At 71.6% G+C, this 24,106-nt stretch carries 21 protein-coding genes and 1 riboswitch; of the genes, 10 read left to right on the forward strand and 11 right to left on the reverse strand.

Going from position 1 to position 24,106, the window contains the following annotated elements; all coding sequences use genetic code 11:
* Window positions 1–271: 271 nt before the first annotated feature.
* From ACFVTF_RS17610 to ACFVTF_RS17620, 3 genes are read right to left on the reverse strand one after another with little or no spacing between them, the layout of a single operon-like run.
* On the reverse strand, window positions 272–1,348 hold the full coding sequence (locus ACFVTF_RS17610; protein ID WP_350875705.1) for a low specificity L-threonine aldolase: 1,077 nt from the start codon (window positions 1,346–1,348) through the stop codon (window positions 272–274).
* Window positions 1,345–2,103, reverse strand: coding sequence for an SDR family NAD(P)-dependent oxidoreductase (locus ACFVTF_RS17615; protein ID WP_387814418.1), 759 nt, complete (start codon window positions 2,101–2,103; stop codon window positions 1,345–1,347). Before ACFVTF_RS17615 ends, ACFVTF_RS17610 begins: the two co-directional genes overlap by 4 nt.
* Complete coding sequence (locus tag ACFVTF_RS17620) at window positions 2,100–3,500, reverse strand: DUF6421 family protein (protein ID WP_371521081.1); 1,401 nt, start codon at window positions 3,498–3,500, stop codon at window positions 2,100–2,102. Before ACFVTF_RS17620 ends, ACFVTF_RS17615 begins: the two co-directional genes overlap by 4 nt.
* Window positions 3,501–4,056: 556 nt before the next feature.
* Between ACFVTF_RS17620 and ACFVTF_RS17625 the strand changes: the two genes are divergently transcribed.
* From ACFVTF_RS17625 to ACFVTF_RS17645, 5 genes are all read left to right on the forward strand, one after another.
* On the forward strand, window positions 4,057–4,950 hold the full coding sequence (locus tag ACFVTF_RS17625) for an ABC transporter substrate-binding protein (RefSeq protein WP_387814420.1): 894 nt from the start codon (window positions 4,057–4,059) through the stop codon (window positions 4,948–4,950).
* A gap of 176 nt (window positions 4,951–5,126) precedes the next feature.
* On the forward strand, window positions 5,127–5,948 hold the full coding sequence (locus ACFVTF_RS17630) for an amino acid ABC transporter permease (RefSeq protein WP_371522953.1): 822 nt from the start codon (window positions 5,127–5,129) through the stop codon (window positions 5,946–5,948).
* The gene (locus ACFVTF_RS17635; RefSeq protein ID WP_063350137.1) at window positions 5,945–6,700 is read left to right on the forward strand and encodes an amino acid ABC transporter ATP-binding protein; all 756 of its coding nucleotides are present in this window, start codon (window positions 5,945–5,947) and stop codon (window positions 6,698–6,700) included. Before ACFVTF_RS17630 ends, ACFVTF_RS17635 begins: the two co-directional genes overlap by 4 nt.
* Window positions 6,701–6,805: 105 nt before the next feature.
* Window positions 6,806–7,483 carry a DUF5134 domain-containing protein gene (locus ACFVTF_RS17640; protein WP_371521076.1) on the forward strand — a complete coding sequence of 226 codons (678 nt, stop codon included), beginning with the start codon at window positions 6,806–6,808 and terminating at the stop codon, window positions 7,481–7,483.
* 140 nt (window positions 7,484–7,623) lie between these two features.
* Window positions 7,624–8,571 carry a M56 family metallopeptidase gene (locus ACFVTF_RS17645; protein ID WP_387814423.1) on the forward strand — a complete coding sequence of 316 codons (948 nt, stop codon included), beginning with the start codon at window positions 7,624–7,626 and terminating at the stop codon, window positions 8,569–8,571.
* An 88-nt stretch (window positions 8,572–8,659) separates the two neighbouring features.
* Here the strand turns inward: ACFVTF_RS17645 and ACFVTF_RS17650 are convergent, their stop codons facing one another.
* Window positions 8,660–9,091, reverse strand: a complete 432-nt coding sequence (locus ACFVTF_RS17650; protein WP_387814425.1) for a MarR family winged helix-turn-helix transcriptional regulator — start codon at window positions 9,089–9,091, stop codon at window positions 8,660–8,662.
* Window positions 9,092–9,178: 87 nt separating this feature from the next.
* Here ACFVTF_RS17650 and ACFVTF_RS17655 point away from each other — a divergent pair, with 87 nt between their 5' ends.
* Complete coding sequence (locus ACFVTF_RS17655) at window positions 9,179–10,693, forward strand: MFS transporter (protein WP_387814427.1); 1,515 nt, start codon at window positions 9,179–9,181, stop codon at window positions 10,691–10,693.
* Between the two features lie 263 nt (window positions 10,694–10,956).
* On the forward strand, window positions 10,957–11,535 hold the full coding sequence (locus ACFVTF_RS17660) for a TetR/AcrR family transcriptional regulator (protein WP_387814429.1): 579 nt from the start codon (window positions 10,957–10,959) through the stop codon (window positions 11,533–11,535).
* A gap of 71 nt (window positions 11,536–11,606) precedes the next feature.
* On the opposite strand, the gene ACFVTF_RS17665 is transcribed toward ACFVTF_RS17660, so the two are convergent.
* Window positions 11,607–12,473, reverse strand: a complete 867-nt coding sequence (locus tag ACFVTF_RS17665) for a helix-turn-helix transcriptional regulator (RefSeq protein WP_063350131.1) — start codon at window positions 12,471–12,473, stop codon at window positions 11,607–11,609.
* Between the two features lie 418 nt (window positions 12,474–12,891).
* On the opposite strand from ACFVTF_RS17665, the gene ACFVTF_RS17670 reads away from it, so the two are divergent.
* Entirely contained in the window at window positions 12,892–13,413 is a 522-nt protein-coding gene (locus tag ACFVTF_RS17670) for an ATP-binding protein (RefSeq protein ID WP_371521062.1), read from the forward strand.
* A 379-nt stretch (window positions 13,414–13,792) separates the two neighbouring features.
* On the opposite strand, the gene ACFVTF_RS17675 is transcribed toward ACFVTF_RS17670, so the two are convergent.
* Window positions 13,793–14,056: a DUF397 domain-containing protein gene (locus tag ACFVTF_RS17675; RefSeq protein ID WP_363585895.1), complete on the reverse strand. Its 264-nt coding sequence runs from the start codon at window positions 14,054–14,056 to the stop codon at window positions 13,793–13,795.
* A 559-nt stretch (window positions 14,057–14,615) separates the two neighbouring features.
* Between ACFVTF_RS17675 and ACFVTF_RS17680 the strand changes: the two genes are divergently transcribed.
* Window positions 14,616–15,593: a hypothetical protein gene (locus tag ACFVTF_RS17680; protein WP_387814432.1), complete on the forward strand. Its 978-nt coding sequence runs from the start codon at window positions 14,616–14,618 to the stop codon at window positions 15,591–15,593.
* Window positions 15,594–16,027: 434 nt separating this feature from the next.
* Window positions 16,028–16,188: riboswitch (cyclic di-AMP (ydaO/yuaA leader) on the forward strand.
* Window positions 16,175–17,545: a transglycosylase family protein gene (locus ACFVTF_RS17685; protein WP_387814434.1), complete on the forward strand. Its 1,371-nt coding sequence runs from the start codon at window positions 16,175–16,177 to the stop codon at window positions 17,543–17,545. Its footprint overlaps the riboswitch before it by 14 nt.
* A 118-nt stretch (window positions 17,546–17,663) precedes the next feature.
* On the opposite strand, the gene ACFVTF_RS17690 is transcribed toward ACFVTF_RS17685, so the two are convergent.
* From ACFVTF_RS17690 to ACFVTF_RS17710, 5 genes are all read right to left on the reverse strand, one after another.
* Complete coding sequence (locus tag ACFVTF_RS17690) at window positions 17,664–18,683, reverse strand: LacI family DNA-binding transcriptional regulator (RefSeq protein ID WP_350875620.1); 1,020 nt, start codon at window positions 18,681–18,683, stop codon at window positions 17,664–17,666.
* 25 nt (window positions 18,684–18,708) lie between these two features.
* Window positions 18,709–20,427, reverse strand: a complete 1,719-nt coding sequence (locus ACFVTF_RS17695; protein WP_371521048.1) for a glycoside hydrolase family 13 protein — start codon at window positions 20,425–20,427, stop codon at window positions 18,709–18,711.
* A gap of 37 nt (window positions 20,428–20,464) precedes the next feature.
* Window positions 20,465–21,370, reverse strand: coding sequence for a sugar ABC transporter permease (locus ACFVTF_RS17700; RefSeq protein WP_371521046.1), 906 nt, complete (start codon window positions 21,368–21,370; stop codon window positions 20,465–20,467).
* A gap of 40 nt (window positions 21,371–21,410) precedes the next feature.
* Window positions 21,411–22,412, reverse strand: coding sequence for a carbohydrate ABC transporter permease (locus ACFVTF_RS17705; protein WP_387814437.1), 1,002 nt, complete (start codon window positions 22,410–22,412; stop codon window positions 21,411–21,413).
* 109 nt (window positions 22,413–22,521) lie between these two features.
* Window positions 22,522–23,799 carry an extracellular solute-binding protein gene (locus tag ACFVTF_RS17710; RefSeq protein ID WP_387814439.1) on the reverse strand — a complete coding sequence of 426 codons (1,278 nt, stop codon included), beginning with the start codon at window positions 23,797–23,799 and terminating at the stop codon, window positions 22,522–22,524.
* Window positions 23,800–24,106 lie beyond the last annotated feature (307 nt).

Raw genomic sequence — 24,106 nt, forward strand, 5'->3', positions numbered from 1 at the left:
GTTGACTTTTGGCACGCTGTTGAGTTCTCAAGGAACGGACACTTCCTTCGGACCGCCTTCCAGCGGGCCCTCCGGGCGCTTCGTTCTTTCGTGTTTCAAGCTTATCAGATGTTTTCCGCTCCGTTTTCCGGAGTTTCATTCATCGGAATTCGCTTTCCACTTGCCCCCGCTCTCTCGCGGCGACTCCGGAACTGTACGGGGACAGGACCGCCACATGCAAATCGCCCCTGCCCGGGATCCCGGGCAGGGGCGATCCGATGTTCAGGCGCCGTCAGACGCGGCCCATCTCCTCGGCGATGGCCGCCACGAAGCCGTCGATGTCGGCCTCCGTGGTGTCGTACGAGCACATCCAGCGCACCTCGCCGGTGTGCTCGTTCCAGAAGTAGAAGCGGTAGTGCTTCTGCAGCCGCTCGCTCACCTCCCGCGGGAGGATCGCGAACACCGCGTTCGCCTGGACCGGGCGCACGATCTCGACGCCGTCGATCCCGCGGACGGCCGCCTCCAGCCGGCTGGCCATCGCATTGGCGTGCCCGGCATTGCGCAGATAGAGGTCGCCGGAGAGCAGCGCCTCAAACTGGACGGAGAGGAAGCGCATCTTCGAGGCGAGCTGCATCGAGGTCTTGCGCAGGAACTTGATGTTCCGCACCCGCTCGGGGTTGAGCACCACCACGACCTCGCCGAACAGCAGGCCGTTCTTCGTACCGCCGAAGGACAGCACGTCGACGCCCACGTCCGTGGTGAAGGCGCGCAGCGGCAGGCCGAGTGCCGCGGCGGCGTTGGCCAGGCGGGAGCCGTCGACGTGGACGAGCATGCCGAGCTGGTGGGCGTGCTCGGTGATCGCGCGGATCTCGTCGGCGGTGTAGAGGGTGCCGAGCTCGGTGCTCTGGGTGATGGAGACCGCGAGCGGCTGCGCGCGGTGCTCGTCGCCGAAGCCCCAGGCCTGCTGGTCGAGCAGCTCGGGGGTGAGCTTGCCGTCCGGGGTGGGGACGGTGAGCAGCTTGATGCCGCCCATCTTCTCCGGGGCGCCGCCCTCGTCCACGTTGATGTGGGCGGATTCGGCGGCGACCACGGCGCCCCAGCGCGGGAGCAGCGCCTGGAGGGCGACCACGTTGGCGCCGGTGCCGTTGAAGACGGGGTAGGCCTCGGCCTTGTCGCCGAAGTGGCGGCGGAAGACGTCCTGGAGGTGGGCCGTGTAGTCGTCCTCGCCGTAGGCGATCTGGTGGCCGCCGTTGGCGAGGGCTATCGCGGCGAGGATCTCCGGGTGCACGCCGGCGTAGTTGTCGCTGGCGAAGCCGCGGACGGCGGGGTCGTGCCGCCGTACCGCGTCCGTACGGGTGAGGTCGGTCATCGGGCTGTCAGCCACAGGTGCTGTCCGTTCAGTTCTGCTGCGGGGCGGTCCCAGAGGCCCGCCAGGTGTCCGGCGAGGTCGGCGGTGTCGGTGAAGCCGGCGAACTTCGCCTCCGGCTTCTCGGCCCGCATTTCGGGGCTGACCAGCGCCTTGATGACCAGGATGGCAGCCGCCGCGGTGGGCTCGCCGTCGGGGGCGGTGGTCTCCTTCTTGAAGGAGTCCGCCATGGAGAGGGTCCAGGCCTCGGTGGCGGCCTTGGCGGCCGCGTAGGCGGCGCCGCCGGCGGTGGGCTTGTGGGCGGCGGCGGCGGAGATCATCGCGTAGCGGCCGGCGGAGCTGCGGACCAGGGCGGGCTGGAAGGCCAGCGAGGTGTGCTGGAGGGTGCGCACGACGGTGTCGTGCAGGAAGTCCCAGTCGTCCAGGCGGGTGTCGAAGAAGGTCTTGCTGCCGCGCCAGCCGCCGACCAGGTGGAACAGGCCGTCGACGTGGCCGTGCTCGGCCTCCAGGTGGTCGGCCCAGTCGTGGACCTCCTGCGGGTCGAGCAGGTCGATCACCTGTCCGCTGACCTTGGCCCCGCGCACGGCGATGCGGGTGGCGTCCAGCGCGGATTCGAGGCGTTGGGCGTCGATGTCGGCACCGATCACGGTGGCGCCGTCGGCGGTGAGGCGGCGCAGCACCGCCTGGCCGGCCGGGCCGCTGGCTCCGGCGACGGCGATGACCTTGCCGGTCAGCGGGGACTTGGTGGTCGTGGTCACGCGGCGGCTCCCTGGATACCGGTGCCGGTGATGCCGGCGGTGGCGGCGATGACGCCGCCGAGCTTCTTGGACAGGGCCTCGTAGAACATGCTCAGCGGGAACTCGTCCGGGAGCACCGCGTCGCACAGCGCCTTGTTGAGGGCCTTGCCGTCGGTGATGTCGAGCGGCAGCGCCTCGGGGCCCTTCGCCCAGGTGGAGGCGGGGTGCGGGGTGAGGTAGCGGGAGACCAGCTGGTAGGCGGCGATCCAGTGGGCCGGCTTGGGCCGGTCGATGCCGTCGCGGTAGAGGGTCTCGATCTCGGCGCAGAGCTCGTTGGTGACCTGCGGGGCCCGGTCCCAGTCGATGCTGAGGCGGTTGTCGCGCCAGCGCAGCGCGTCGTGCTTGTGCAGGTAGGCGAAGAGCAGCTGGCCGCCCATGCCGTCGTAGTTGCGGACGCGGTCGCCGCTGACCGGGAAGCGGAACAGGCGGTCGAAGAGGATCGCGTACTGGACGTCGCGGGCGTGCTCGTTGCCCTCGGCCTCCAGCTTCACCGCCTCCTTGAAGGTGGTGAGGTCGCAGCGGAGCTCCTCCAGGCCGTACATCCAGAACGGGCTGCGCTGCTTGATCATGAAGGGGTCGAACGGCAGGTCGCCGTGGCTGTGGGTGCGGTCGTGGACGAGGTCCCACAGGACGAAGGTCTCCTGCGCGCGGTCCTGGTCCTTGAGCAGGCCCTCGGCGTCGGCCGGGATCTCCAGGCCGAGCTGCTGGACGGCGCTGGTGGTGACGGCGCGGAAGCGGGCGGCCTCGCGGTCGCAGAAGATGCCGCCCCAGGTGAAACGTTCCGGCGCCTTGCGCACGGCGACCGTCTCGGGGAAGAGGACGGCGGAGTTGGTGTCGTAGCCGGCCGTGAAGTCGGTGAAGGTGATCGGCACGAACATCGGGTTGTCGAAGCGGGTCCGCTCCAGCTCGGCCAGCCAGTCGGGCCACACGACGCTCAGCAGGACGGCTTCCAGGTTGCGGTTCGGGTTGCCGTTCTGCGTGTACATCGGGAAGACGACGAGGTGCTCCAGGCCGTCCTCGCGCTGGTCGGCGGGGTGGAAGGCGAGCAGCGAGTCCAGGAAGTCGGGCTCCCGGTAGCCGGTGTCGGCCCACTTGGCCAGGTCCGCGTCGACGGCGGCCAGGTAGGCGGCGTCGTGCGGGAACAGCGGGGCGAGCTCCTCGACGGCGCCGCGGACGGTGGCCACCAGCGGGTCGACGGTGTGCCGCTGGACGGCGGACAGATCGATCGAGCCGTCCTTGGACTGCAGCGGGCGCAGCGTCTCGACGGCCTCCTTCAGGCGCAGCCAGGCCGGGTGGCCGGCGAGGGTCGAGACCGGGGCGTCGGCCGCCGCAGCGAGCCTTGGCGAAAGATTCTGCATCGGGGACTCACTTCGACAGGAGTTATTTCAACGGAGACACCATAAGTACGAAAGGTTCTCCTGTTCAAGGGGGTCGCAACCGACAAAGCTCCGGCGTGGCTCCGCCGAGGCCCGCGCGGGGCCCCGGGGCGCGGGCCCGCCGGCCGGGCGTCCGCCATGTGGACAGGGTTCTGGATGTTCTGGACAGACGCGCTGTCGGAGTGCGAACCTCCCGCCATGCTCCCGGCGGTGATCACGGTGACCGAGTGCCACATCGGCCTGTTCCGGGCGCCCTCTTGTTGTCACGCCTGCTGTCGCGTGCGCGGCCTCTGCCGCCGCTGTCGCTGATCCGGCTCGGAGGGCGCCGCGGACGCGGGCCCGTACGCCGACCATGCCGTGTGTGTTCCGGCGCCGCCACCGGGGGGAAGTGACCCGCCGGGCCCGCGGCCGGCCCCGGCCCGCCCCGTCGCACTCCGGCCAACCCTGTCGCTCTCCGGCCCTCCCCGTCGCCTTCCCTGCCCAGCCCGGCCCTTCGCATCTCCTGCCCCGCCCGGCCCTTCCTCACTGGAGCCCTGCCATGACCATCCGCAAGCCGTCCGCCGCTCTGCCCCTCGCCGCTCTGCTCGCCGCGGCCGCCGCACTGACCGCGTGCGCGCCGCAGGACGCCAAGTCCGACGGGGCCGCCGCCTCGGGCTCCTCGGGTGCGGCCGGTGCCGCTGCGGCCTGCGCGCCGGGAACGCTGGCGACCCGGACGGCGGGGACGCTGACCGTCGGCACCGACAAGCCCGCGTACGACCCGTGGTTCACCGAGGACAAGCCGGAGAACGGCAAGGGGTTCGAGTCCGCCGTGGCCTTCGCGGTGGCGGAGAAGCTGGGCTATCCCAAGGAGAAGGTCAGCTGGGTGGTCGCGCCGTTCGGCAAGGCCACCTCGCCCGGGGCCAAGGACTTCGACTTCGACGTCAATCAGGTGTCCATCAGCGACGAGCGCAAGCAGGCCGTCGACTTCTCCTCGGGCTACTACGACGTGCGCCAGGCCGTCATCGCGCTGAAGAACTCCAAGGCGGCGGGCGCGAAGAGCATCGCCGACCTGAAGGGCGCCAAGCTGGGCGCGCAGGTCGGCACCACCAGCCTCGACACCATCACCAACACGATCAAGCCGAGCGTCCAGCCGGCCGTGTTCGACTCCAACGACCTCGCGAAGGCCGCGCTGAAGAACGGCCAGATCGAGGCGCTCGTGGTGGACCTCCCGACGGCCTTCTACATCACCGGCGCCGAGGTGCCGGAGGCGCAGGTGGTCGGCCAGTTCGCGGGGGCCACGCAGGGCGAACAGTTCGGCCTGGTGCTGGACAAGGGCTCGAAGCTGACCGGCTGCGTGTCGCAGGCGGTGGACGCGCTGCGCGCCGACGGCACGCTCGCGAAGCTGGAGAAGCAGTGGCTCTCCGACGCCGTCTCGGCGCCGGTGCTCAAGTGAGCGGCGACGCGGTGGCGGCCGGTCCGGCGTCGGTCGCCAAGGGCCGAGACGGGAAGGGCCACGCCGGGAAGGGCCACGCCGGGAAGGGCCTCGAAGGAGAGGGCCGAGACGGGGAGGGCCGCGACGGCGGCGGGGGCAAGGGGGGCGACGACGGCTACCGCCCGTCCGAACGGCGGCTGGCGCACGAGGCCTACCGGCGCGGCCGGGCCCGCCGGTCGGCGCTGATCGCCGCCGGGTCGACCCTGGCGACGGCGGTCGCGCTCTACCTGCTGGTCGTCAACTCCCCCGGCTGGGAGGTGACTCGGAAGACCTTCTTCAACGCCGACTACGCCCGCCAGGCGCTGCCCGAGGTGCTGAAGGGGCTGCGGCTCAACCTGGAGCTGATGCTCGGCTGCGGCGCGCTGATCCTGGTGTTCGGCCTGCTGCTCGCGGTGCTGCGGACGCTGCGCGGGCCGGTGTTCCTGCCGGTGCGGCTGCTGGCCACCGCGTACGTGGACTTCTTCCTCGGGCTGCCGATGATCATCTGCCTGCTGGTGATGATCACCGGGGTGCCGGCGCTGCGGCTCGGCGGGGTGACCACCGATCCGCTGGTGCTCGGCGGGGCGGCGCTGGTGCTGACGTACTCCGCCTACGTGTCGGAGGTGTTCCGCTCCGGCATCGAGTCGGTGCACCCCAGCCAGCGGGCCGCGGCCCGGTCGCTCGGGCTCACCAACGCGCAGGCGATGCGGTACGTGGTGCTCCCGCAGGCCGTGCGGCGGGTGGTGCCGCCGCTGCTGAACAACCTGGTCAGCCTGCAGAAGGACACCGGGCTGGTCTCGATCGGCGGGGCGATCGACGCGGTGTACGCGGCCAAGATCATCGCGTCCCGGTCGTTCAACTTCACGCCGTACCTGGTGGCGGGGCTGGTGTTCATCGTGCTGACCATTCCGCTGACGCGGTTCGCCGACTGGCTGACCGCGCGGACGAACCGTCGACAGTTCCAGGGAGGTGCGGTGTGAGCGGGGACGTGCTCCGGCTGGAGTCCGTGCGCAAGACCTTCGGCGGCCAGGTGGTGCTGCGCGACGTGGGGTTCGCCGTGCCCGAGCACTCGGTGACGGCACTGATCGGGGCGTCCGGCTCCGGCAAGTCCACGCTGATGCGGTGCGTCAACCTGCTGGAGGGGATCGACGACGGGGCGGTCTTCCTGGACGGGGAGGAGATCACCGACCCGCGCGCGGACCAGGACGCCGTCCGCCGCCGGATCGGCGTGGTGTTCCAGTCCTACAACCTGTTCCCGCACCTGACCGTGCTGGAGAACATCACGCTCGCCCCGCGCCGGGTGCACGGACGGGGGCGGGCCGAGGCGGAGGCGGAGGCGCTGGGGCTGCTCGACCGGCTCGGGCTGGCGGCCAAGGCGAAGGAGTACCCGGACCGGCTCTCCGGAGGGCAGCAGCAGCGCGTCGCCATCGTGCGGGCGCTGGCCACCGGACCCCGGCTGCTGCTGCTCGACGAGATCACCGCGGCGCTCGACCCGGTCCTGGTCGGGGAGGTGCTCTCGGTGGTGCGCGACCTCAAGGAGCAGGGCATGACGATGGTCCTGTCCACCCACGAGATGGGGTTCGCGCGCGAGGTGGCCGACCAGGTCTGCTTCCTGGACGACGGGGTGGTGCTCGAACAGGGGCCGCCGGAGCAGGTGTTCGGCGATCCGCGGGAGGAGCGGACGCGACGGTTCCTCAGCCGGGTCGTCGCCTCGGGGCGGCTCGCGGGCTGAGCACCGGCCGGGGCGGCGGAGCGTGGGTCCGGTGGCCGCACACCGGGTGGCACCACTGTGCGCCCCGGTGCGCGCCCTGCCCGCGCCCCGGCCACAGCGGTGATCGTGGACTGGACGACCGTCCAGACCGCGGTCGGCGGGCGACGGATGTGGCGGGCCGCCGCCCCCGCCGCACCACCGCCGGCCGCCCGCCCCCGCCGCCCCGGGAGGCCGCCGTTGCACGGACCCTCGCTGATCAGTTGGCTGCTCGCGCTCCTCACCGCCACCGCCGGCGCCTACTGCCTCACCCGGCTGCGCCGCTCCCCCTGCGCCGCCGACACCACTCACCACTTCGGCGCCCGCCGCCTGCTCGCCCGGGAGTCCGACGCCGCCGAGGCCCTGATGGGGCTCGGCATGGCCGCCATGGCCGTGACCGGCGGCGCCGTCCCGGCCACCGTCTGGGCCTGGGTGTTCGGCCTCCCCGCCGCCGCCTTCCTGCTCGCCGCCGTACGCGCCCCGGCCCGCCGGGCACACCGGCTGCACCACGCGATCGGCGCGCTCGCCATGACGTACATGGCGCTCGCGATGACCGCCGCTCCCGGCCATCACCACCACGCCGCCGACGCGGGCACGCCGCTGCTGACCGGCTCCCTCCTGCTCTACTTCGGCGCCTACTCCCTGTGGGCCGGCACCCGGCTCCTGCACACCCCCTCCGGGACCGTGGCACTCGGCACCGCCGGGCTGCCCCGGGCCTGCCGGCTCACCATGGGCATCGGCATGTTCGCCATGCTCCTGACCATGTGAGCCCGGACCGGTCCAAGACCCCATCCCTGACGTGTCGTTGGTCACTGGCCGGTCGAAAGCCGTTCCTCCGGGCGTCATCAGCGCATAGGTTGGCAGGGAGCGCGTTGTCGCGTTCCGTGCGTACTCGGGGAGCCCATGCGATGACTGCCCTGATCGGCCTGCTGCTGCTCGGACTGCTGCTCTCGACCGTCGCGCCCCGGCTGCTGGCCCGGGCCCGCTGGGCGGAGCGCGAACCGGTGCTGGCGCTGCTGGCATGGCAGTGCCTGGTGGTGGCCGTGCTGCTGTGCTGCGTCCTGGGCCTGCTGCTGGCCGCCTCCGCCGCGCTGCCCGAACTGCGTGCCCTGGTGTTCTCGGGCGCCCCGCACGGCGTCGAGGCCGCGTACGGCCTCCAGGACGCCGAGGGCTGGGGCCGGCTGTGCGCCGCGGTGCTGGCGGCGGGCGGCCTGCAGACGGTGCTGGCGCTCACCCGCGAAGTCCGTTCCGCGAAGGCGATCCGCGACCACCGGCATGCTCAACTGACCGTCCGCGCTCCGGAGTTGCCCGAGGCCATCGCGGCCGCCCGCAGTCGCCGGGAGCGGCTGGTGGTGCTGGAGAACGTCCGCCCCGAGGCGTGGTCGCTGCCCGGCCCGGACTCCCGCCTGGTGGTCACCACCGGCGCCCTCCAGCAGCTGACCGCACGGGAGTTGGCCGCCGTCCTGAGCCACGAGCGCGGGCACGTCCGGGCCCGGCACCACTGGCTCCAGCAGTGCGCCCAGGCGCTCGCCTCCGGTTTCCCCGGGGTCGGCGTGTTCAGCGCCTTCCGGGCCCAGGTGGAGGAGCTGGTGGAGCTGGCGGCCGACGACCGGGCGGCACGTCGGCACGGCCGACACACCACCGCCCTCGCGCTGGCCGAACTCAACCTGGACCGCGGGGTGTTCGGCTCCTGCCCGCCCGGTCTGGCGCAGTCCCCGCGGCGGGTGGACCGACTGCTCGCGGGCCGTCCGCGACTGTCCGTGCCGCACCGGCTGCGGCTCACCGTCGTCGCCCTCGCCGCACCTGCCGCGGCCGTCCTGCTGGCCGTCGCCCCGGGGCTGACCTCGCTCCTCTGAGAAGGCCCCTCCGAGAAGGCCCCGCCCCTCCGAGAAGCCCCCCGGAAAGGTCCACCCCAGCCACCGGCCCGCCGAGTTGACGCCAGGGTCAGCCTGCCGGCGGCTCGCCCAGCGGCCCGAGCGGAGCGCCGAGGGTCAGTTCGAGCACCTCGCGATGAAGCGGCCTGGCCTGCTCGTACCGCTCCCGACCGGCCCCGGTCAGGGTGATCACGATGGCCCGCCGGTCGCTCTCGCACATCGCCCGGGTGACCAGCCCGCCCTTCTCCAGGCGGGCGATCACCCGGGACAGCGCGCTCTGGCTGAGGTGGACGGTGTGGGCGAGCTCCTGCGCCCGCAGCGTATGACCGCCGCCCTGACACCCCTCCACCAGGCGCTCCAGCACCTCGAACTCGCTCACGCCCAGGCCGCACTTGTCACCCAGCTCGCGATCGAGCATGCAGGCCGTGGCGGCATGCCGGGCCAGCAGGTCGCGCCATTGCGCGACGAGACCGGCCTCCGCCGGGGAGTCGAGATCAGCCACGGTGCCACCCTAGCATGTGCGCCGTAAAATTATGTGTTCACATCTTATTCATTTGCATTGAATGCACACGCATGTACTGTCCTCCCCATGACCACCGCGACCGCCACGTCACCCGACGCCCCGTCAACCAGCGGGCTGAGCTGGACACCCCGCCTCTGGGGCACCCTGATCGTGCTCTGCGCCGCCATGTTCCTGGACGCCCTGGACGTCTCCATGGTCGGCGTCGCCCTCCCGTCCATCGGCTCCGAGCTGCACCTCTCCACCTCCGCCCTGCAATGGGTGGTCTCCGGCTACGTGCTCGGCTACGGCGGCCTGCTGCTGCTCGGCGGCCGCGCCGCCGACCTGCTCGGCCGCCGCCGGGTCTTCCTGGTCGCCCTGGGCGTCTTCGCCGCCGCCTCGCTGCTCGGCGGCCTGGTCGACGACGGAGGGCTGCTGATCGCCGCCCGCTTCCTCAAGGGCGTCAGCGCCGCCTTCACCGCCCCCGCCGGCCTGTCGATCATCACCACGACCTTCGCCCAGGGCCCCGCCCGCAACCGGGCGCTGTCGATCTACACCACCTGCGGCGCCAGCGGCTTCTCGCTTGGCCTGGTGCTCAGCGGGCTGCTCACCTCGGTCGGCTGGCGCTGGACGTTCCTGATGCCGGTTCCGGTCGCACTGCTCGCCCTGCTCTTCGCGGTCCGGCTGCTCCCCCGCCCCGCCGAGGAGCGCGCCAAGGGCGGCTACGACGTACTGGGCGCGATCACCGGCACCGCGGCCGTGCTGCTGCTGGTGTTCACCGTCACCGAGGCGCAGGGCGTCGGCTGGCTGAGCCTGCGCACCGTCGGCTCGCTGGTCGTGGTCGCCGCACTGGCCGCCGCCTTCCTGCTGGTGGAGAGCCGCACCGCCCACCCGCTGGTCCGGCTCGGCATCTTCCGCAACGGCTCGGTCGCCCGGGCCAACGTGATCGCCTTCGCCATGGCCGGCGCGTACGGCGGGTTCCAGTTCGTCGTCACCCTCTACCTGCAGCACCTGCTGGGCTGGTCGGCGCTGCAGATGGCCCTCGGGCTGCTGCCGGCCGGCGCGTTCATCGCGCTCTCGGCACCGTTCATGGGCCCGATCGTGGACCGCTTCGGCACCGGCCGGCTGCTGCCGATCGGCCTGCTGGCCCTGGTCGGCGCGTTCGCGCTGTTCCTGCGGCTGGACGAGCACAGCTCGTACCTGGGTCTGGTCCTGCCCTCGATGCTGCTGCTCGGCGTGGGCTTCGCGCTGGCCTTCCCCTCGGTGAACATCGCCGCCACCGACGGCGTGGGCGACGAGGAGCAGGGCCTGGCCTCCGGCCTGGTCAACACCGCGATCCAGGTCGGCACCGCGGTGGTCCTGGCCGGCGCGACCGCGATGATCGCCGCCGGCGGTGCCGGCGGCGACAGCCCGCAGGCGCAGTTGGACGGCTACCGGCCGGCCCTGGTGTTCGTCACGGCGGTCGCGCTGCTCGGCCTGCTGATCGCCGCGGCGGGCGCCCTGGTCGACCGGCGGCGGAAGTCGGCTCCCGCGCCGGTGCCGGACTACGATTACCCCCCGGTCGGGTCGAGCACGGCGCGGACCGAAGTCCTGACCAACCGCTGACCGTAGACCGCCGCCCGGGGCAGGCCCCCGGCCCCCCGCCGTCGGACCAATGGCGCCGGCTCCACCAAACCCCCGTTTTGGTGGAGCCGGCCGTCTTCGTACCGGGCGCCCGGGCGGCGCCCACCGGCGCGCGGTCCCACGGTGCGACTACCGGCTCCGCCAGTATATTGGCCCGGAGCCAACGAACGTTCGGAGCAGACACGATGGCACCTCGCGGGGATTCGGTCAATGAGGAGATGCGGCAACGCTCCCGTCGGCGCATCATGCGAGCCACCGTCGAACTGGTCGACCGACACGGATACGCGGGCACCACGCTGACCGACATCGCCGAGCGGGCCGGGCTCGCCCGCGGGCTGCTCTCCTACTACTTCGACGGGAAACGGCTGCTGATGCAGTCGGCGACGCACCGGATGATGCACCAGTCGCTCTCCGGCGCGCTCGCCGAGCTGACCCCGGACGCCACGCCGGCGGCCCGGCTGGCCCGCGCGATCGACGCGGTCCTCACCCTCGCCCTGGAGCATCCGCGGGTGATGCGCTCGCACCTCGCGCTGATCCTGGACCCGGACTCCGGCACCTTCGTCCAGGACCCGGAGCAGCAGCAGCTCGGCGCGATCCTCCAGGGCCTGCTGCTCGACTGGGGCGCGCCGGACCCGGCCGCCGAGCACGCGGTGCTGCGCAGCGCGCTGATGGGCGGCTGCATCGGGGTGCTGCTGCCGGGCGCCGAACTCCCGCTGGCACTGATCCGGGCCGACCTGTTCCGCCGCTACGACCTGCCCTGGGAGCTGGGCACCCCGCCGCAGGCAATGCCGCCGGAACGCGAACGGCCGCCGGCCCGCGGCTGACGGCGGGTGGACGGCGGCTCGGTGTCCGGGCGAGCGATCGCCGGACCCGTACGCTCTGCGGGGAGTCCCCCTCAGCGCTCCTTGAGGATCGAGGCCAGCAGGTCCACGGTCCGCTCGGGCGTGAGGCTGTCCACGCAGAGCCGCTCCATGACCTGGATGTACGCGTCGACGTCGTCCCGCTTGTCGAGGTACAGCGCGCTGGTGAGCTGCTCCAGGTAGACGACGTCCGCGAGGTCCTGTTCGGGGAAGCGCAGGATCGTGAACGCCCCGGACTCCCCCGCGTGCGCGCCGAATCGGAACGGCATCACCTGGATCACGACGTTGGCCTGCTCGGCGACGTCGATCAGGTACTGCACCTGGCCGCGCATCACCTTGGGCCCGCCGACGGGGCGGCGCAGCGCGGCCTCGTCGATCACGGCCCACAGCCGCGGGCTGGCGCCCTCGGTCAGCAGCTTCTGGCGACGCAGGCGGAGGCTGACCCGCCGCTCGATCTCCTCCTCGCTGACGACCGGCCGACTCTGGCCGAAAACCGCCCGTGCGTACTCCTCGGACTGCAGCAGTCCGGGGATGAACTGCACCTCGTAGGTGCGGATCAGCTGGGCGGCCTCCTCCAGGCCGACGTAGGTCTGGAACCAGCCCGGCAGCACGTCGTTGAAGCTGTGCCACCAGCCGGACTTGTTGGCCTCGCGGACCAGCCCGAGCAGTGCCTCCCGCTCCAGGCCGTCGTCCACGCCGTAGAGGCTGAGCAGGTCGGCGACGTCGCGCTCCTTGAAGCTGACGCGGCCGAGTTCCATGCGGCTGATCTTGGACTCCGAGGCCCTGATCGCGTAGCCGGCGTCCTCGCGCGTGATGCCGCGCGTCTCACGCAGGCGACGCAGCTGAGAACCGAGGAGGATCCGGCGGACCATCGAGCCGCCGCCCGGCTGAACTGTGGTCATGCGGTCGAAACCTCCACCTAGGGCAAACAGCGCACAGTCTGCCATCAGTTGAGCGCTCACGGTGCCGATACTGACGGATGTTCCTATCAGTTCCACACTCCACACACCAGGATGCACGTGCATCCGGCGCTTGCATATGCCAATAGTGCGACTGCACGTGAATCGACTCTTGCATCTGCAGTGAGCGCACACCACCATGGTGCACGTGCACCTGCACATCCCTGGCATTCCCGCGGGCTCCGCGTCGACCCCACGCGCGACTCCGTGCACCGACCCGGCAGCGTTCCCCCGCGCCACCGGGGGATCGTGTGCGCGCGCGCTGGTCGAGGGGGCGGCCGAGCGGCCGAGCGAGTCGGAGGTGACCGGCATGACCCCGGCGGGTCCAGCCGTGTCCGCCCCCTTATGGGAGGAGCTCTTCATGAGCACCGGTACGGCTTTGGCGGTTGACCCCCATGTGGTCACCTGTACGCTCGCTCCTCGCTTCGAAGCCGTCAGAACCGCGCGCGACTTCGCCAGAACCTCTCTTCAGCGCTGGGGCCTGATGGAGCTGTTCGACGACGTCGCGCTGGTGGCCTCGGAGCTGGTGACCAACGCACTGCGGCATGCGATCGGCGCACGGCCCGACCCCGCGGGCGGCGTCCAGGGCGAGTACGACTTTCCCATCCAGCCGACCCCCGAGGGCCGGCTGCCGATCCGAATAAGCCTGGTCCACCGCTCTCCCCAGGTGGTCTGCGCGGTGAGCGACCCGAGCTGCACCGGCCCGGTCGCCCGGGAGGCCGACTTCGTCGCCGAGTCCGGCCGCGGACTGCACCTGGTGGAGTCCTTCAGCCGCTCCTGGGGTTGGCACCCGCTGGGCAGCGGCAAGGTGGTCTGGGCCCTGTTCGAGGCGGAGCCGGCCACCGGTTCCGAACTCGGTGGACGGCACCGGCGCTCGGCCTAGCGCCAGACGGCGCGCGGCCGGCCGAGGGAGGCCCCGGGAGGACCGCACCCCGGGCTCCGCGGGGCGGGTCGACGGGCCTGGCACAGGTGTGCCACGGGCTCCGGCTCAGCCCTCAGGACGATTCCCACGACGATTCCCGGGCCCGCCCCCCGGACGAGCCGGCCGGACCGACGGCCGGACACCCCGGCGGCCCGACGCACGTCCACGTCCGAGCCCCCCGCCGTGCGCGGGACCACCCGCCGCACCTGCGCGCGGTCGACCGCGAGAGCGCCCGTCGCGAGAGCGCCCGTCGTGCGGCCCCGGACCGGCACCGGAAAAGACAAAGGCCGTCGCGGTGTCAGCACCCACGACGGCCCCCCGATGGCAGGACGGCGGCCGGTCAGACCGCCAGGTGGTCGAACTCCCCGTCCTTGGCCCCCAGCAGCAGGGCGGCGATCTCGGCCCGGGTGTAGATGAGCGCCGGACCTTCCGGGAAGCGCGAGTTGCGCATCGCCACATCGCCCCCCGGCAGGGCCGCGAACTCGACGCAGTTCCCCTGGGAGTTGCTGTGCAGGCTCTTCTGCCAGACAACCCCCTTGAGGTCGGCGGCCGCCATCCCGTTGTAGGTGTCGTACGAGCCGTACGTGTCCTGCGAGTCGTGCATAGAAATCTCCCGAAGAGCTCCGGAGTGGTCGTCCAGCGCGGCGCTCCCGGCACCCGCCGAACGAACGGACCGGCCCCGTACCGGCCCGGCACAACGCCTCACTTGACGCGATGATAGCTGCTGTGCACGTGCATCAGCACGGGACATTGCAGGTGCACGAGGCCTTTCACCGGCAGTTCTGAACTCTTCACGGTCCCTTCTCCTGACGGTACGTAAACGGACATAGCCGAGTGAATCGTCAGATTCTCGATAACCGGCCGTGAGCGGTTCCCCGCTGAATGTTGATCTTCAGGCGCCCGGAGTCGCGCCTTCGTGACCCTCCGTCAGGCGACCTCCTGGCTGTGAGACATCTCACGCGCCACAGAAGCAACTCGACGCCCCGTCGGACACGTCAGGGCAACCAGCGGCGATCGCTCGAGGGCTGGGTGAGATATGTCCGGATTGCGGGCAAACCGCCCGGCCGGACACGACGGGAGCGCGGCGCACCCGCCATGACCACGTGAAACCCGAACGGCAGCCGAATGCAGGCCTGACGGGCCGATGTCCTACGATCTCCGGCATGAGCACCGCAGCCATCCCGGGCGCGCCACTGCCCGTCCGCACTCCAGGCTCCCGTGCGCGGGGGCGCCACCGTCGCCCCGAGCGCCCCGAGATCCCGGCCGGATCCCCGGCCCTGGTGCTCGCCGTGCCCGCGACCGCCGGGCCCGAGTCCCGCTCGGTCGTCGAGGAGCTGCTGTCGATCGTCCGCAGCGAGCAGAACGGCATCCAGACCGCCGTCGGCTACCTCCCGGGCGAAGCCGCCCAGGGCGCCGACAGCGACGACCGCACCGTCGCCGAACTGCTGGCCATGGCCGCCGAGGCCGGTCTGCCCGCGCCGGTCCTGGTGCCGCTGGTACCCGGCCCGCACGGATTCCTGACCGAACTCCACGCCCTCGCCGCCGAGTACGGAGCCCCCGTCACCGACGTGCTCGGCCCGCACCCGCTGCTCGCCGAGGCCGTGCACGTGCGCCTGTCCGAGGCCGGCCTGGCGCGTGCCGACCGGGCCCGGCTGTTCGCCATCGCGACCGCCGCGGACGGCGTCGTGCTGACCACCGTCGGCGGCGAGGAGGCCGCTGCCGCGGCCGGCATCACCGGTGTCCTGCTGGCGGCCCGGCTGGCCGTCCCGGTCGTGCCCGCCGCGCTCGACGTACCGGGCTCGGTCGCCGCGGCCGTCAACCACCTCAAGGAGACCGGCTCCCAGCGCCCGGCGCTGGCCCCGCTGGTGATCGGGCCGGAGGCCGACTCCGAGCTGCTCGCCACGGCCGCCGAGGAGACCGGCTGCCCGTCCGCGGCGCCGCTGGGCGCCTACCCGACGGTCGGCCAGCTGATCGCCTCCACCTACCTGGCCGCGCTGCCCGCGCCCTCCCCCGAGGCCCTGGCGCAGGCCGAGGCCGAGGCGGCGGAGGCCGCCGAGGGCGCCCACGCCGACCACTCCGGCCGGGGCGGTCGCGCCGCTCACGCCGCTCACACCGCCGCCGAGGAGTCGGCCGGCCAGTAGTAGCGGTCACCGCACGCGGGAAGGGCCCGGAACGGCTACGTTCCGGGCCCTTCCCGCTTGTCCCGTAAGGGAGTTAAGGGGGGAATAGGCGTGATGTCCGTTCTGTCCATATTTGTTCGCCATCGCACGACACGCCCCCCGACGCCCGCAGTGTGGACACGCCACCTTCCCGACGGGCGGACCCCCGGGCGACCCGACCCACCGTCACCCACTCCCTGAAGCGCAGACAGTTGCGCGCACCCTTCGCCGTGTTGCCGGAAATCGATCATTTCCGATCATGAAAAGCGAAGGGAACGACCGTTCTCGCCAAACCGTGATGCGCGTCACAGGTGTTTGCAGTTTGAACTTAAGTCTGCTTAACGTGCTCCCCGTTCGTGGCCACACGAACCCAGTTCATCCGCGACGCCGAGTCCTGCCGTCGGATGTCCTGGCAGCGCGAAAACGCACCACGGCAGGAGCGGGGGACCCACAGGTAAGTCGCCCCGGACCGTTCCCCGGAACGATCCAGGGCTAGGGGTGAAGCCGCGCCCACAGCGCGGCCGGGCAACTCCAGCCCGAATCCGACAGCTCACCTCGCAGGCGTGGGAGAGGACTGCGTCTTCATGCTGCCCACCAACGGCACCCGTCCGTCCAGTCGTACCCGACGCGTGATCGCCGCCGTCGGCGTCGCGGGCGTCGGCCTCACCATCCCCTGCCTCACCTCCGGCACCGCCTCCGCCGCCTCCGTCGCCACCTGGGACAAGGTCGCCCAGTGCGAGAGCACCGGCAACTGGAGCATCAACACCGGCAACGGCTTCTACGGCGGCCTGCAGTTCACCTCCAGCACCTGGGCCGCCTTCGGCGGCACCGCGTACGCCCCCCAGGCCAACCAGGCCACCAAGGACCAGCAGATCGCCGTCGCCGAGAAGGTCCTCGCCTCGCAGGGCCCCGGCGCCTGGCCGGTGTGCTCGGTCCAGGCCGGCCTGACCAAGGGCGGCGCCGCGGCCGCCGTCGACACCTCGGCCGGCTCGACCACCGGCTCGGCTGCCGGTTCGACCGCCACCAAGCCCGCCGCGAAGCCGGCCACCCCGGCCGCCAAGCCCGCGCAGACCCAGGCCCCGGCCGCGAAGCCCGCCAAGCCGGCCGCACCGGCCCAGGACCAGGCGCAGGCCCCCGCCGACTCCACCGACGGCACCTCGGCGCAGAAGGGCCAGAACCAGGCCCAGAACAGCGCCCAGCCCCAGGCCGACGACTACACCGTCGCCTCCGGCGACTGGCTGTCCTCGATCGCCGACAAGCACAACCTCCAGGGCGGCTGGCAGCGGCTGTACGAGCTCAACCGCGGCACCCTGACCGAGGGTCCGGACAGCATCTACCCGGGCCAGCGCCTCTCGTTCAAGGACGGCGGCCAGGCCCAGCAGTCCGGCTCGGACTTCACCTGGTTCGACCGCTCGCAGAAGTCCGGCCAGACCTCCAACGGCGGCGCCGCGAACACCAAGCCGGCCGCCCAGCCCCAGGCCCCGGCTCAGACCCCGGCCACCAAGCCGGCTTCCAAGCCGGCCGCCCAGGCCCAGACCCCGGCCCAGACCCCGGCGCCGGCCCCGGCCGCCACCGGCAGCATGGCCGCCGCGGTCTCCTTCGCCAAGTCGAAGGTCGGCCAGGCGTACGTCTACGGCGGCACCGGCAACGGCGGTTGGGACTGCTCCGGCCTGACCCAGGCCGCGCTGCGCGCCGCGGGCGTCTCCGTCCCGCGCGTCGCCGCCGACCAGGCCGCCGCCAGCACCCGCGTCTCGCTGGACAGCCTCCAGGCGGGCGACCTGCTGTTCTGGTCCAACAACGGCCAGAACTCCGGCGTCTACCACGTCGCGATCTACATCGGCGGCGGCCAGTACGTCGAGGCCGCCAACCCGAGCTCGGGCGTGCGCCTGCAGACCGTCGCCAACTGGGCGCCGGACTTCGCCGGCCGGGTCTGAGCACGACCGGCGGGTGACAGGATCCGCCCCCGGACCACGAGGGCTGACCCGGCACCCGGACAGCACGCAACGGGCCCCGGAGAGCAACTGCTCTCCGGGGCCCGTCCGTTGGCCGTCCTCAGCGCGCGCAGGCCCCCGTGGACCCGCGCATGACCAGCTCCGGCTGGAACATGAACTCCCCGCGCTGGGCCGCGTTTGCGCCGACCTCCTCCAGCAGCGCGTCCACCGCCGCGGTCGCCATCGCCTCGACCGGCTGGCGGATCGTGGTCAACGGCGGCTCGGTGAAGGCGATCAGCGGCGAGTCGTCGAAGCCGACCACCGAGACGTCGTGCGGCACCGACAGCCCACGCTGCCGCACCGCCCGGATCGCCCCGAGCGCCATCATGTCGCTGCCGCAGACGATCGCCGTGCAGCCCTTGTCCAGCAGCGCGCCGGCCGCCGCGTGCCCGCCCTCCACGCTGAACAGCGTGTGGTGGACGAGCTCCTCGGCCTCCTCCTGGCTCCGCCCCAGCACCTCGCGCATCGCCGCCGTGAAGCCCTCGATCTTGCGCAGCACCGGCACGTACCGCCGCTGTCCGACCGCCAGCCCGATCCGCTCGTGCCCGAGTTCGGCCAGGTGCTGGACGGCCATCCACATCGCGGCCCGGTCGTCCGGCGAGATGAACGGCGCGTCGATCCGCTCGCTGTAGCCGTTGATCAGCACGAACGGGACCCCTCGCCCGGTCAGCCGGGCGTAGCGGTCGTGGTCGGCGGTGGAGTCGGCGTGCAGCCCGGAGACGAAGACGATGCCCGCCACGCCCCGGTCGACCAGCATCTCGACCAGTTCGTCCTCGGTGGACCCGCCCGGCGTCTGGGTGCACAGCACCGGGGTGTACCCGTGCCGGCTGAGCACCTGCTCGATCACCTGGGCCAGTGCGGGGAAGATCGGGTTGCTCAGCTCCGGCGTGATCAGCCCGATCAGGCCGGCGCTGCGCTGGCGCAGACGGGTCGGCCGCTCGTAGCCGAGCACGTCGAGCGCCGCCAGCACGGTCTGCCGGGTGGCGGCGGAGACGTTCGCCTTGCCGTTGAGTACGCGGGAGACGGTGGCTTCGCTGACCCCCGCCTGCGCCGCGATGTCTGAGAGTCGCGCCGTAGTCACGGTCCCAGAGCCTATTGCAACCACGTCAGACCGCCCACCAGCCGGTGCTGTCCGGCGCGAGCACGGTCTCGCCGCCGTCGACCACCAGCTCCACCGAGGAGAGCAGCAGCTTTCCGGGCGCCGCTATCCGGACCGGCTCGTCCGTGGCGTTGACGGTGCAGACGAAGGAGCCGCGGCGGAACGTCAGGGTCCCCTCGGGGCCCTCCAGCCACTCCACGGCCGTCCCGGCGCCGAGGTCGTCCTGGGACCGGCGGACGGCGAGCGCGCTGCGGTACAGCTCCAGGGTGGACGCCGGGTCGCCGGTCTGCGCCTCGACGCTCAGCGCGGCCCACTCGGCCGGCTGCGGCAGCCAGGACGGCCCGCCGGCGACCGGGCCGAAGCCGTACGGGGCCTCGGTACCGGACCACGGGATCGGGACGCGGCAGCCGTCGCGGTAGCCGTCCTGCCCGGCCTTGCGGAAGAACGACGGGTCCTGGCGGACCTCGTCCGGCAGGTCGGTGACGTCCGGCAGGCCGAGTTCCTCGCCCTGGTAGATGTACGCGGAGCCGGGCAGCGCGAGCATCAGCAGGGTGGCGGCGCGGGCGCGGCGCAGGCCGAGCTCACGGTCGCCGGGGGTGCGGATCTGGGTGCCGAGGCCGGGCGGGTTGGCGAAGCGGGTGGCGTGCCGGGTGACGTCGTGGTTGGACAGCACCCAGGTGGTGGGGGCGTCGACCGGGCGCATCGAGTCGAGCGAGACGTCGATCACCTCGCGCAGCGCGGCGGCGTCCCAACCAGTGCCCAGGTACTGGAAGTTGAAGGCCTGGTGCAGCTCGTCGGGGCGCACGTAGTTGGCGGTGCGCTGGACGGTCGGGGTCCAGGCCTCGGCGACGCCGATCCGCTGGCCCGGGTACTCGTCGAGGATCTTGCGCCAGCTGCGGTAGATCTCGTGCACGCCGTCCTGGTCGAAGAACGGCATGACGTCGTTGCCGAGCAGCTTGAGCTGGTCCGAGCCGCCGAGGTCGGGCAGGCCGGGGGCCTTCACCAGGCCGTGGGCGACGTCGATGCGGAAGCCGTCGACACCCATGTCGAGCCAGAACCGCAGGATCGAGCGGAACTCGTCGGCGACGGCCCGGTTCTCCCAGTTGAAGTCGGGCTGCTCGGGGGCGAACAGGTGCAGGTACCAGTCGCCGGGGGTGCCGTCCGGGTTCTCGCTGCGGGTCCAGGCCGGGCCGCCGAAGATGGACTCCCAGTCGTTGGGCGGCAGTTCGCCGTTCTCGCCCTTGCCGGGGCGGAAGTGGTACCGCTCGCGCAGCGGGGACCCGGGGCCCTCGCGCAGGGCGCGCTGGAACCACTCGTGCTGGTCCGAGGAGTGGTTGGGGACGAGGTCGACGATGATCCGCAGCCCCAGCTCGTGGGCGTCCCGGATGAGCGCGTCGGCGTCCAGCAGGCTGCCGAACATCGGGTCCACGGCGCGGTAGTCGGCGACGTCGTAGCCCGCGTCCGCCTGCGGCGAGGCGTAGAACGGCGAGAGCCAGACCGCGTCCACGCCGAGGTCGCGCAGGTACGGCAGGCGGCTGCGGATGCCGGGCAGGTCACCCATGCCGTCGCCGTTGGAGTCGGCGAAGCTGCGCGGGTACACCTGGTAGATGACCGCGTCCCGCCACCAGCCTCTGGACGCGCCGCCAGTCGCAGGAGCCGGGGTGACCGCCTCGTGGGCGGCGGCGTCGGCGGCAGGCCGGGAGGTGTCGGCCAGGTTCTGGGTCATGGACGGTATCCCTTGGGGACTAGAGGAGCGAGGAGCGTTACGACTTGGAGGCGCCGGCGGTCAGACCGGTGACCAGGTGGCGCTGCACCAGGTAGAAGAAGGCTGCCGACGGGATCGCGATCAGCACGGCGGTCGCGGCCATCAGGTTCCACTGGGCGTCGTGCTCGCTGACGAAGGTCTGCAGGCCCACGGCCAGCGTGTACTTGTCGGAGCTGAGCATGAAGGTGGAGGCGAACGGCACCTCGGCCCAGTACGTGAGGAAGGAGTAGAAGGCGGCCACCGCCAGGCCCGGGCGGGCGAGCGGCAGCACCAGCCGCCAGAAGGTGCCGAACGGGCTGAGCCCGTCGACCCGGCCGGCCTCGTCGATCTCCACCGGGATGGTGTCGAAGTAGCCCTTCAGCAGCCAGGCGCAGTACGGCACGGTGGTGGTCGAGTAGACCAGGATCAGGCCCAGGTAACTGTCCAGCAGGCCGAGGTCGGAGAGCATCGTGTACATCGGCACGATCAGCACCGCGATCGGGAACATCTGGGTGACCAGCAGCGACCACATCAGCGGCCGGTGGCCGGGGAAGCGCATCCGGGAGACGGCGTAGCCGGTGGTGGCGGCGACCAGGACGCCGAACACGGTGGTGACGCCGGAGACCAGCAGGGCGTTGCCGAACCAGGTGAAGAAGTCCGTGTCGAACAGCACGTGGTGGTAGTTCGACAGCGTGAGCTTGTCGAGGATCGCGCCGGGGTGGAGGTAGTCGGTCTTGTCCGGGCCGAGCGAGACGAAGAGGATCCACGCCACCGGGAACAGCGCGACCAGGCCGGCCACGATCAGGGTGCCGTGGGACAGCGCCCGGGCCAGCAGGCTGCTCTCACCGCGCCGGCGGACCTTGGCCGGCCGGGCGGCCGGGGCCACGGTCGTCGCGGGGGTGGGGAGTTCGGTGGTGGTGCTCATCGGGGGTACCTGCCTTCGTGGGTCAACTGGGTCCGGGGCCTCAGCCGTTGGCCTGCTCGTTGCGGGCGAGCCAGCGCCGGTAGAAGGCGGTGAAGACGATCAGGATGGACAGCAGGATCACGCCGTAGGCGGCGGACTGCGCGTAGTCCCGGGGGATCTGGCCGAAGCCGAGGCGGTAGGCCCAGGTGACCAGCAGCTGGGCGTCGGGCGCGCCGGTGCCGAAGAGCAGGAAGATGACGTTGAACTGGTTGAACGTCCAGATCACGCCGAGCAGGACGACGGTGGAGGAGACGGCCCGCAGCCCGGGCAGGGTGACGTACCGGAAGCGCTGCCACGGCGTGGCGCCGTCCATCTCGGCGGCCTCGTACAGCTCGGCCGGGATCGACTGCAGGCCGCCGAGCAGCGAGATCATCATGAACGGCACGCCGGCCCAGGTGTTGACCAGGATCGCGGCGGACTTCTGCGCCCACGGGTCGGTGAGCCAACCGGGTTCGGGCAGGTGGAGGAAGGCGAGCATGCTGTTGACGACGCCGCCGTCGGACAGCATCAGTCGCCAGGAGAAGACGGTGACGAAGGTCGGCACGGCCCAGGGCAGGATGAGCAGCATCCGGTAGACGGCGCGGCCGCGCAGCTTCTTGTTGAGCAGCAGCGCGAGGCCCAGGCCGAGGGTGTAGTGCAGGCAGACGCAGATGGCCGTCCACGCGATGGTCCAGACGAAGTGGGACCAGAAGCGGTCGTACGAGCCGGGGCCCCACAGGATGTCGGCGTAGTTGTGGAAGCCGACGAAGTCGTAGCTGGCCGGGATCTCGTTGACGCCGATCTTGCGGGCGACGTTGAGGCTGTTGGCGTTGGTCAGGGTGAGCCAGAGGCCCTGGACCAGCGGGTAGAGCACCAGCGCACCGAGGACCAGCACCACGGGGGCGATCATCGCGTAGGCGTACCAGTGCTTGGCGTAGGAGCGCTTGACGCGTTCCAGCAGGCCCGGACGCTGCTCGCGCTCCGGGCTGCCCTTGCCGGTGGCGCCCTGCACGGCGACTGACATCGATTGACACCTTCTCGGGGGGAAGTCTCGGGGAGAGCGGGTCCGGCCGCCGGGCCCGCCGGGTGGCCGCCGCCGCGAGAGCGGCGGCGGCCCGGACGGCCGACGGCGACTACTTGGCGAAGCCCGGCAGCAGCTTGGCGTAGTCGGTGGCGACGGTGTTCAGCGCGTCCTGGGTGCCGGTGCCCTGGACGGCCTTGCCCAGGTTGGTGCCGAGCGAGGAGAACAGCGAGCTGTACTCGGGCAGTTCGGGGCGCGGCTTGGCGCTGCCGAGGACGGCCTGGAAGCCGGCGATGCCGGGGTCGGCCTTGACGTCGGCGGTGAAGGCGTCGGAGCGGGTCGGCAGGGTGGAGTTCTTCTGCGCGATGAACGCCTGGCTCTCGGCCGAGGTCATGAAGGCGGCGAACTTCTCGGCGGCGGCCTTGTGGGCCTGGTCGGCACCGGCGTAGACGGAGATGTTGTGCCCGCCGGTGGGCGCACCGGACTTGCCGCTGGAGCCCGCCGGGACGGGCGCGATGCCGAGGTTGTTCTTGTCGGCGAACGCGGCGCCCTTGTAGATGTTGGTGATCTCCCACGGGCCCTGGACGATGGCCGCGACCTTGCCGTTGTTGAAGGCGTCCATCATGTGCGCGTAGGCGTCGGTGGTGACGTCGGCCTTGGCCATGCCGGGCGCGGTGAACATCGTCTTGTAGGTCTCGATGGCCTTGACGGCCTCCGGCGAGGTGACGGTGATCTTCTTGCCGGCGGCGTCGACGGTGTCGGTGCCCTCGCCGAACAGGAACGGCATCGCGTAGTAGCCGTCCGCGGCCTTCAGCCAGAAGCCGTCGACACCGGCCTTGTCCTTGAGTGCGGCGGCGTCGGTCTTCAGCTCGTCCCAGGTCTTGGGGGCGTCGGTGATGCCGGCCTTGGCGAACAGCTCCTTGTTGTAGAGCAGGCCCAGGGTGTCGGTGACCAGCGGCACGCCGTACAGCTTGCCGTCGTACTTGGCCTGCTGGATCAGGCTGGGCTGGAAGGCGGAGGTGTCGGCGACGGCCGGGGTGCCGTCCAGCGGCTCCAGGTAGCCGGCCTTGGCGAAGGCGGCGGTCCAGCCGACCTCGGAGCGGAACACGTCCGGAGCGCCCTTGGCCCCCATGGCGGTCTGGAGCTTGTTCTGCGCCTGGTCGAACGGGACGTTGACGAAGTCGACCTTGACGTTCGGGTTGGCGGCCTCGAACTTCTTGACCAGCTCCTGGTAGTTCGGCGCCTCGTTGGTGGCGTTCGAGGTGTCCCAGTAGGTGAGGGTGACCGGCCCGTCGGCCTTGCCGTTTGAGCTGGAGCCGCTGCTGCCACAGGCAGCCATCGAGACCGCGAGGGCCACAACGAGGGCAGAGGCCGCGATGCCACGCCGCATGAGAACTCCTTGGGAGGGTGGGGGTGCCCGAGATCTTCGGAGACAGGCGCATAATGGCTGCCTCGTGCCGACTGCACCGTTGCTGCCGTCGGGCTCGGAAGGAAGTTAACAGCGGTGCAATAGCGACGGAAAGTCCTTGCAGCAAGTTTCTGCAAGAAACGGCGATCGTTACGCCCACGTGTCCTGGACGTAGCCGCACGGTAGTGGACAGTGCGACCAAATGTCCGGGTTCGCCCGCTTCGATCCGGTACGGGATGGCCGAGAGCACCACCATCCCTGGCCGGAAACCGCTTGCAGCAGACTGAAC

Origin of the sequence: Kitasatospora sp. NPDC057940, from assembly GCF_042887425.1 — a bacterium.
Taxonomy (GTDB): Bacteria; Actinomycetota; Actinomycetes; order Streptomycetales; family Streptomycetaceae; genus Kitasatospora.

Excerpts from the sequence above, each read along its gene's own strand:
- ACFVTF_RS17645 (WP_387814423.1), top strand. The coding sequence starts at position 7,624 with ATGACTGCCCTGATCGGCCTGCTGCTGCTCGGACTGCTGCTCTCGACC.
- ACFVTF_RS17620 (WP_371521081.1), bottom strand. The coding sequence starts at position 3,500 with ATGCAGAATCTTTCGCCAAGGCTCGCTGCGGCGGCCGACGCCCCGGTC.
- ACFVTF_RS17610 (WP_350875705.1), bottom strand. The coding sequence starts at position 1,348 with ATGACCGACCTCACCCGTACGGACGCGGTACGGCGGCACGACCCCGCC.
- ACFVTF_RS17680 (WP_387814432.1), top strand. The coding sequence starts at position 14,616 with ATGAGCACCGCAGCCATCCCGGGCGCGCCACTGCCCGTCCGCACTCCA.
- ACFVTF_RS17655 (WP_387814427.1), top strand. The coding sequence starts at position 9,179 with ATGACCACCGCGACCGCCACGTCACCCGACGCCCCGTCAACCAGCGGG.
- ACFVTF_RS17705 (WP_387814437.1), bottom strand. The coding sequence starts at position 22,412 with ATGTCAGTCGCCGTGCAGGGCGCCACCGGCAAGGGCAGCCCGGAGCGC.
- ACFVTF_RS17675 (WP_363585895.1), bottom strand. The coding sequence starts at position 14,056 with ATGCACGACTCGCAGGACACGTACGGCTCGTACGACACCTACAACGGG.
- ACFVTF_RS17695 (WP_371521048.1), bottom strand. The coding sequence starts at position 20,427 with ATGACCCAGAACCTGGCCGACACCTCCCGGCCTGCCGCCGACGCCGCC.
- ACFVTF_RS17700 (WP_371521046.1), bottom strand. The coding sequence starts at position 21,370 with ATGAGCACCACCACCGAACTCCCCACCCCCGCGACGACCGTGGCCCCG.
- ACFVTF_RS17670 (WP_371521062.1), top strand. The coding sequence starts at position 12,892 with ATGAGCACCGGTACGGCTTTGGCGGTTGACCCCCATGTGGTCACCTGT.
- ACFVTF_RS17660 (WP_387814429.1), top strand. The coding sequence starts at position 10,957 with ATGCGAGCCACCGTCGAACTGGTCGACCGACACGGATACGCGGGCACC.
- ACFVTF_RS17710 (WP_387814439.1), bottom strand. The coding sequence starts at position 23,799 with ATGCGGCGTGGCATCGCGGCCTCTGCCCTCGTTGTGGCCCTCGCGGTC.
- ACFVTF_RS17665 (WP_063350131.1), bottom strand. The coding sequence starts at position 12,473 with ATGACCACAGTTCAGCCGGGCGGCGGCTCGATGGTCCGCCGGATCCTC.
- ACFVTF_RS17625 (WP_387814420.1), top strand. The coding sequence starts at position 4,057 with ATGACCATCCGCAAGCCGTCCGCCGCTCTGCCCCTCGCCGCTCTGCTC.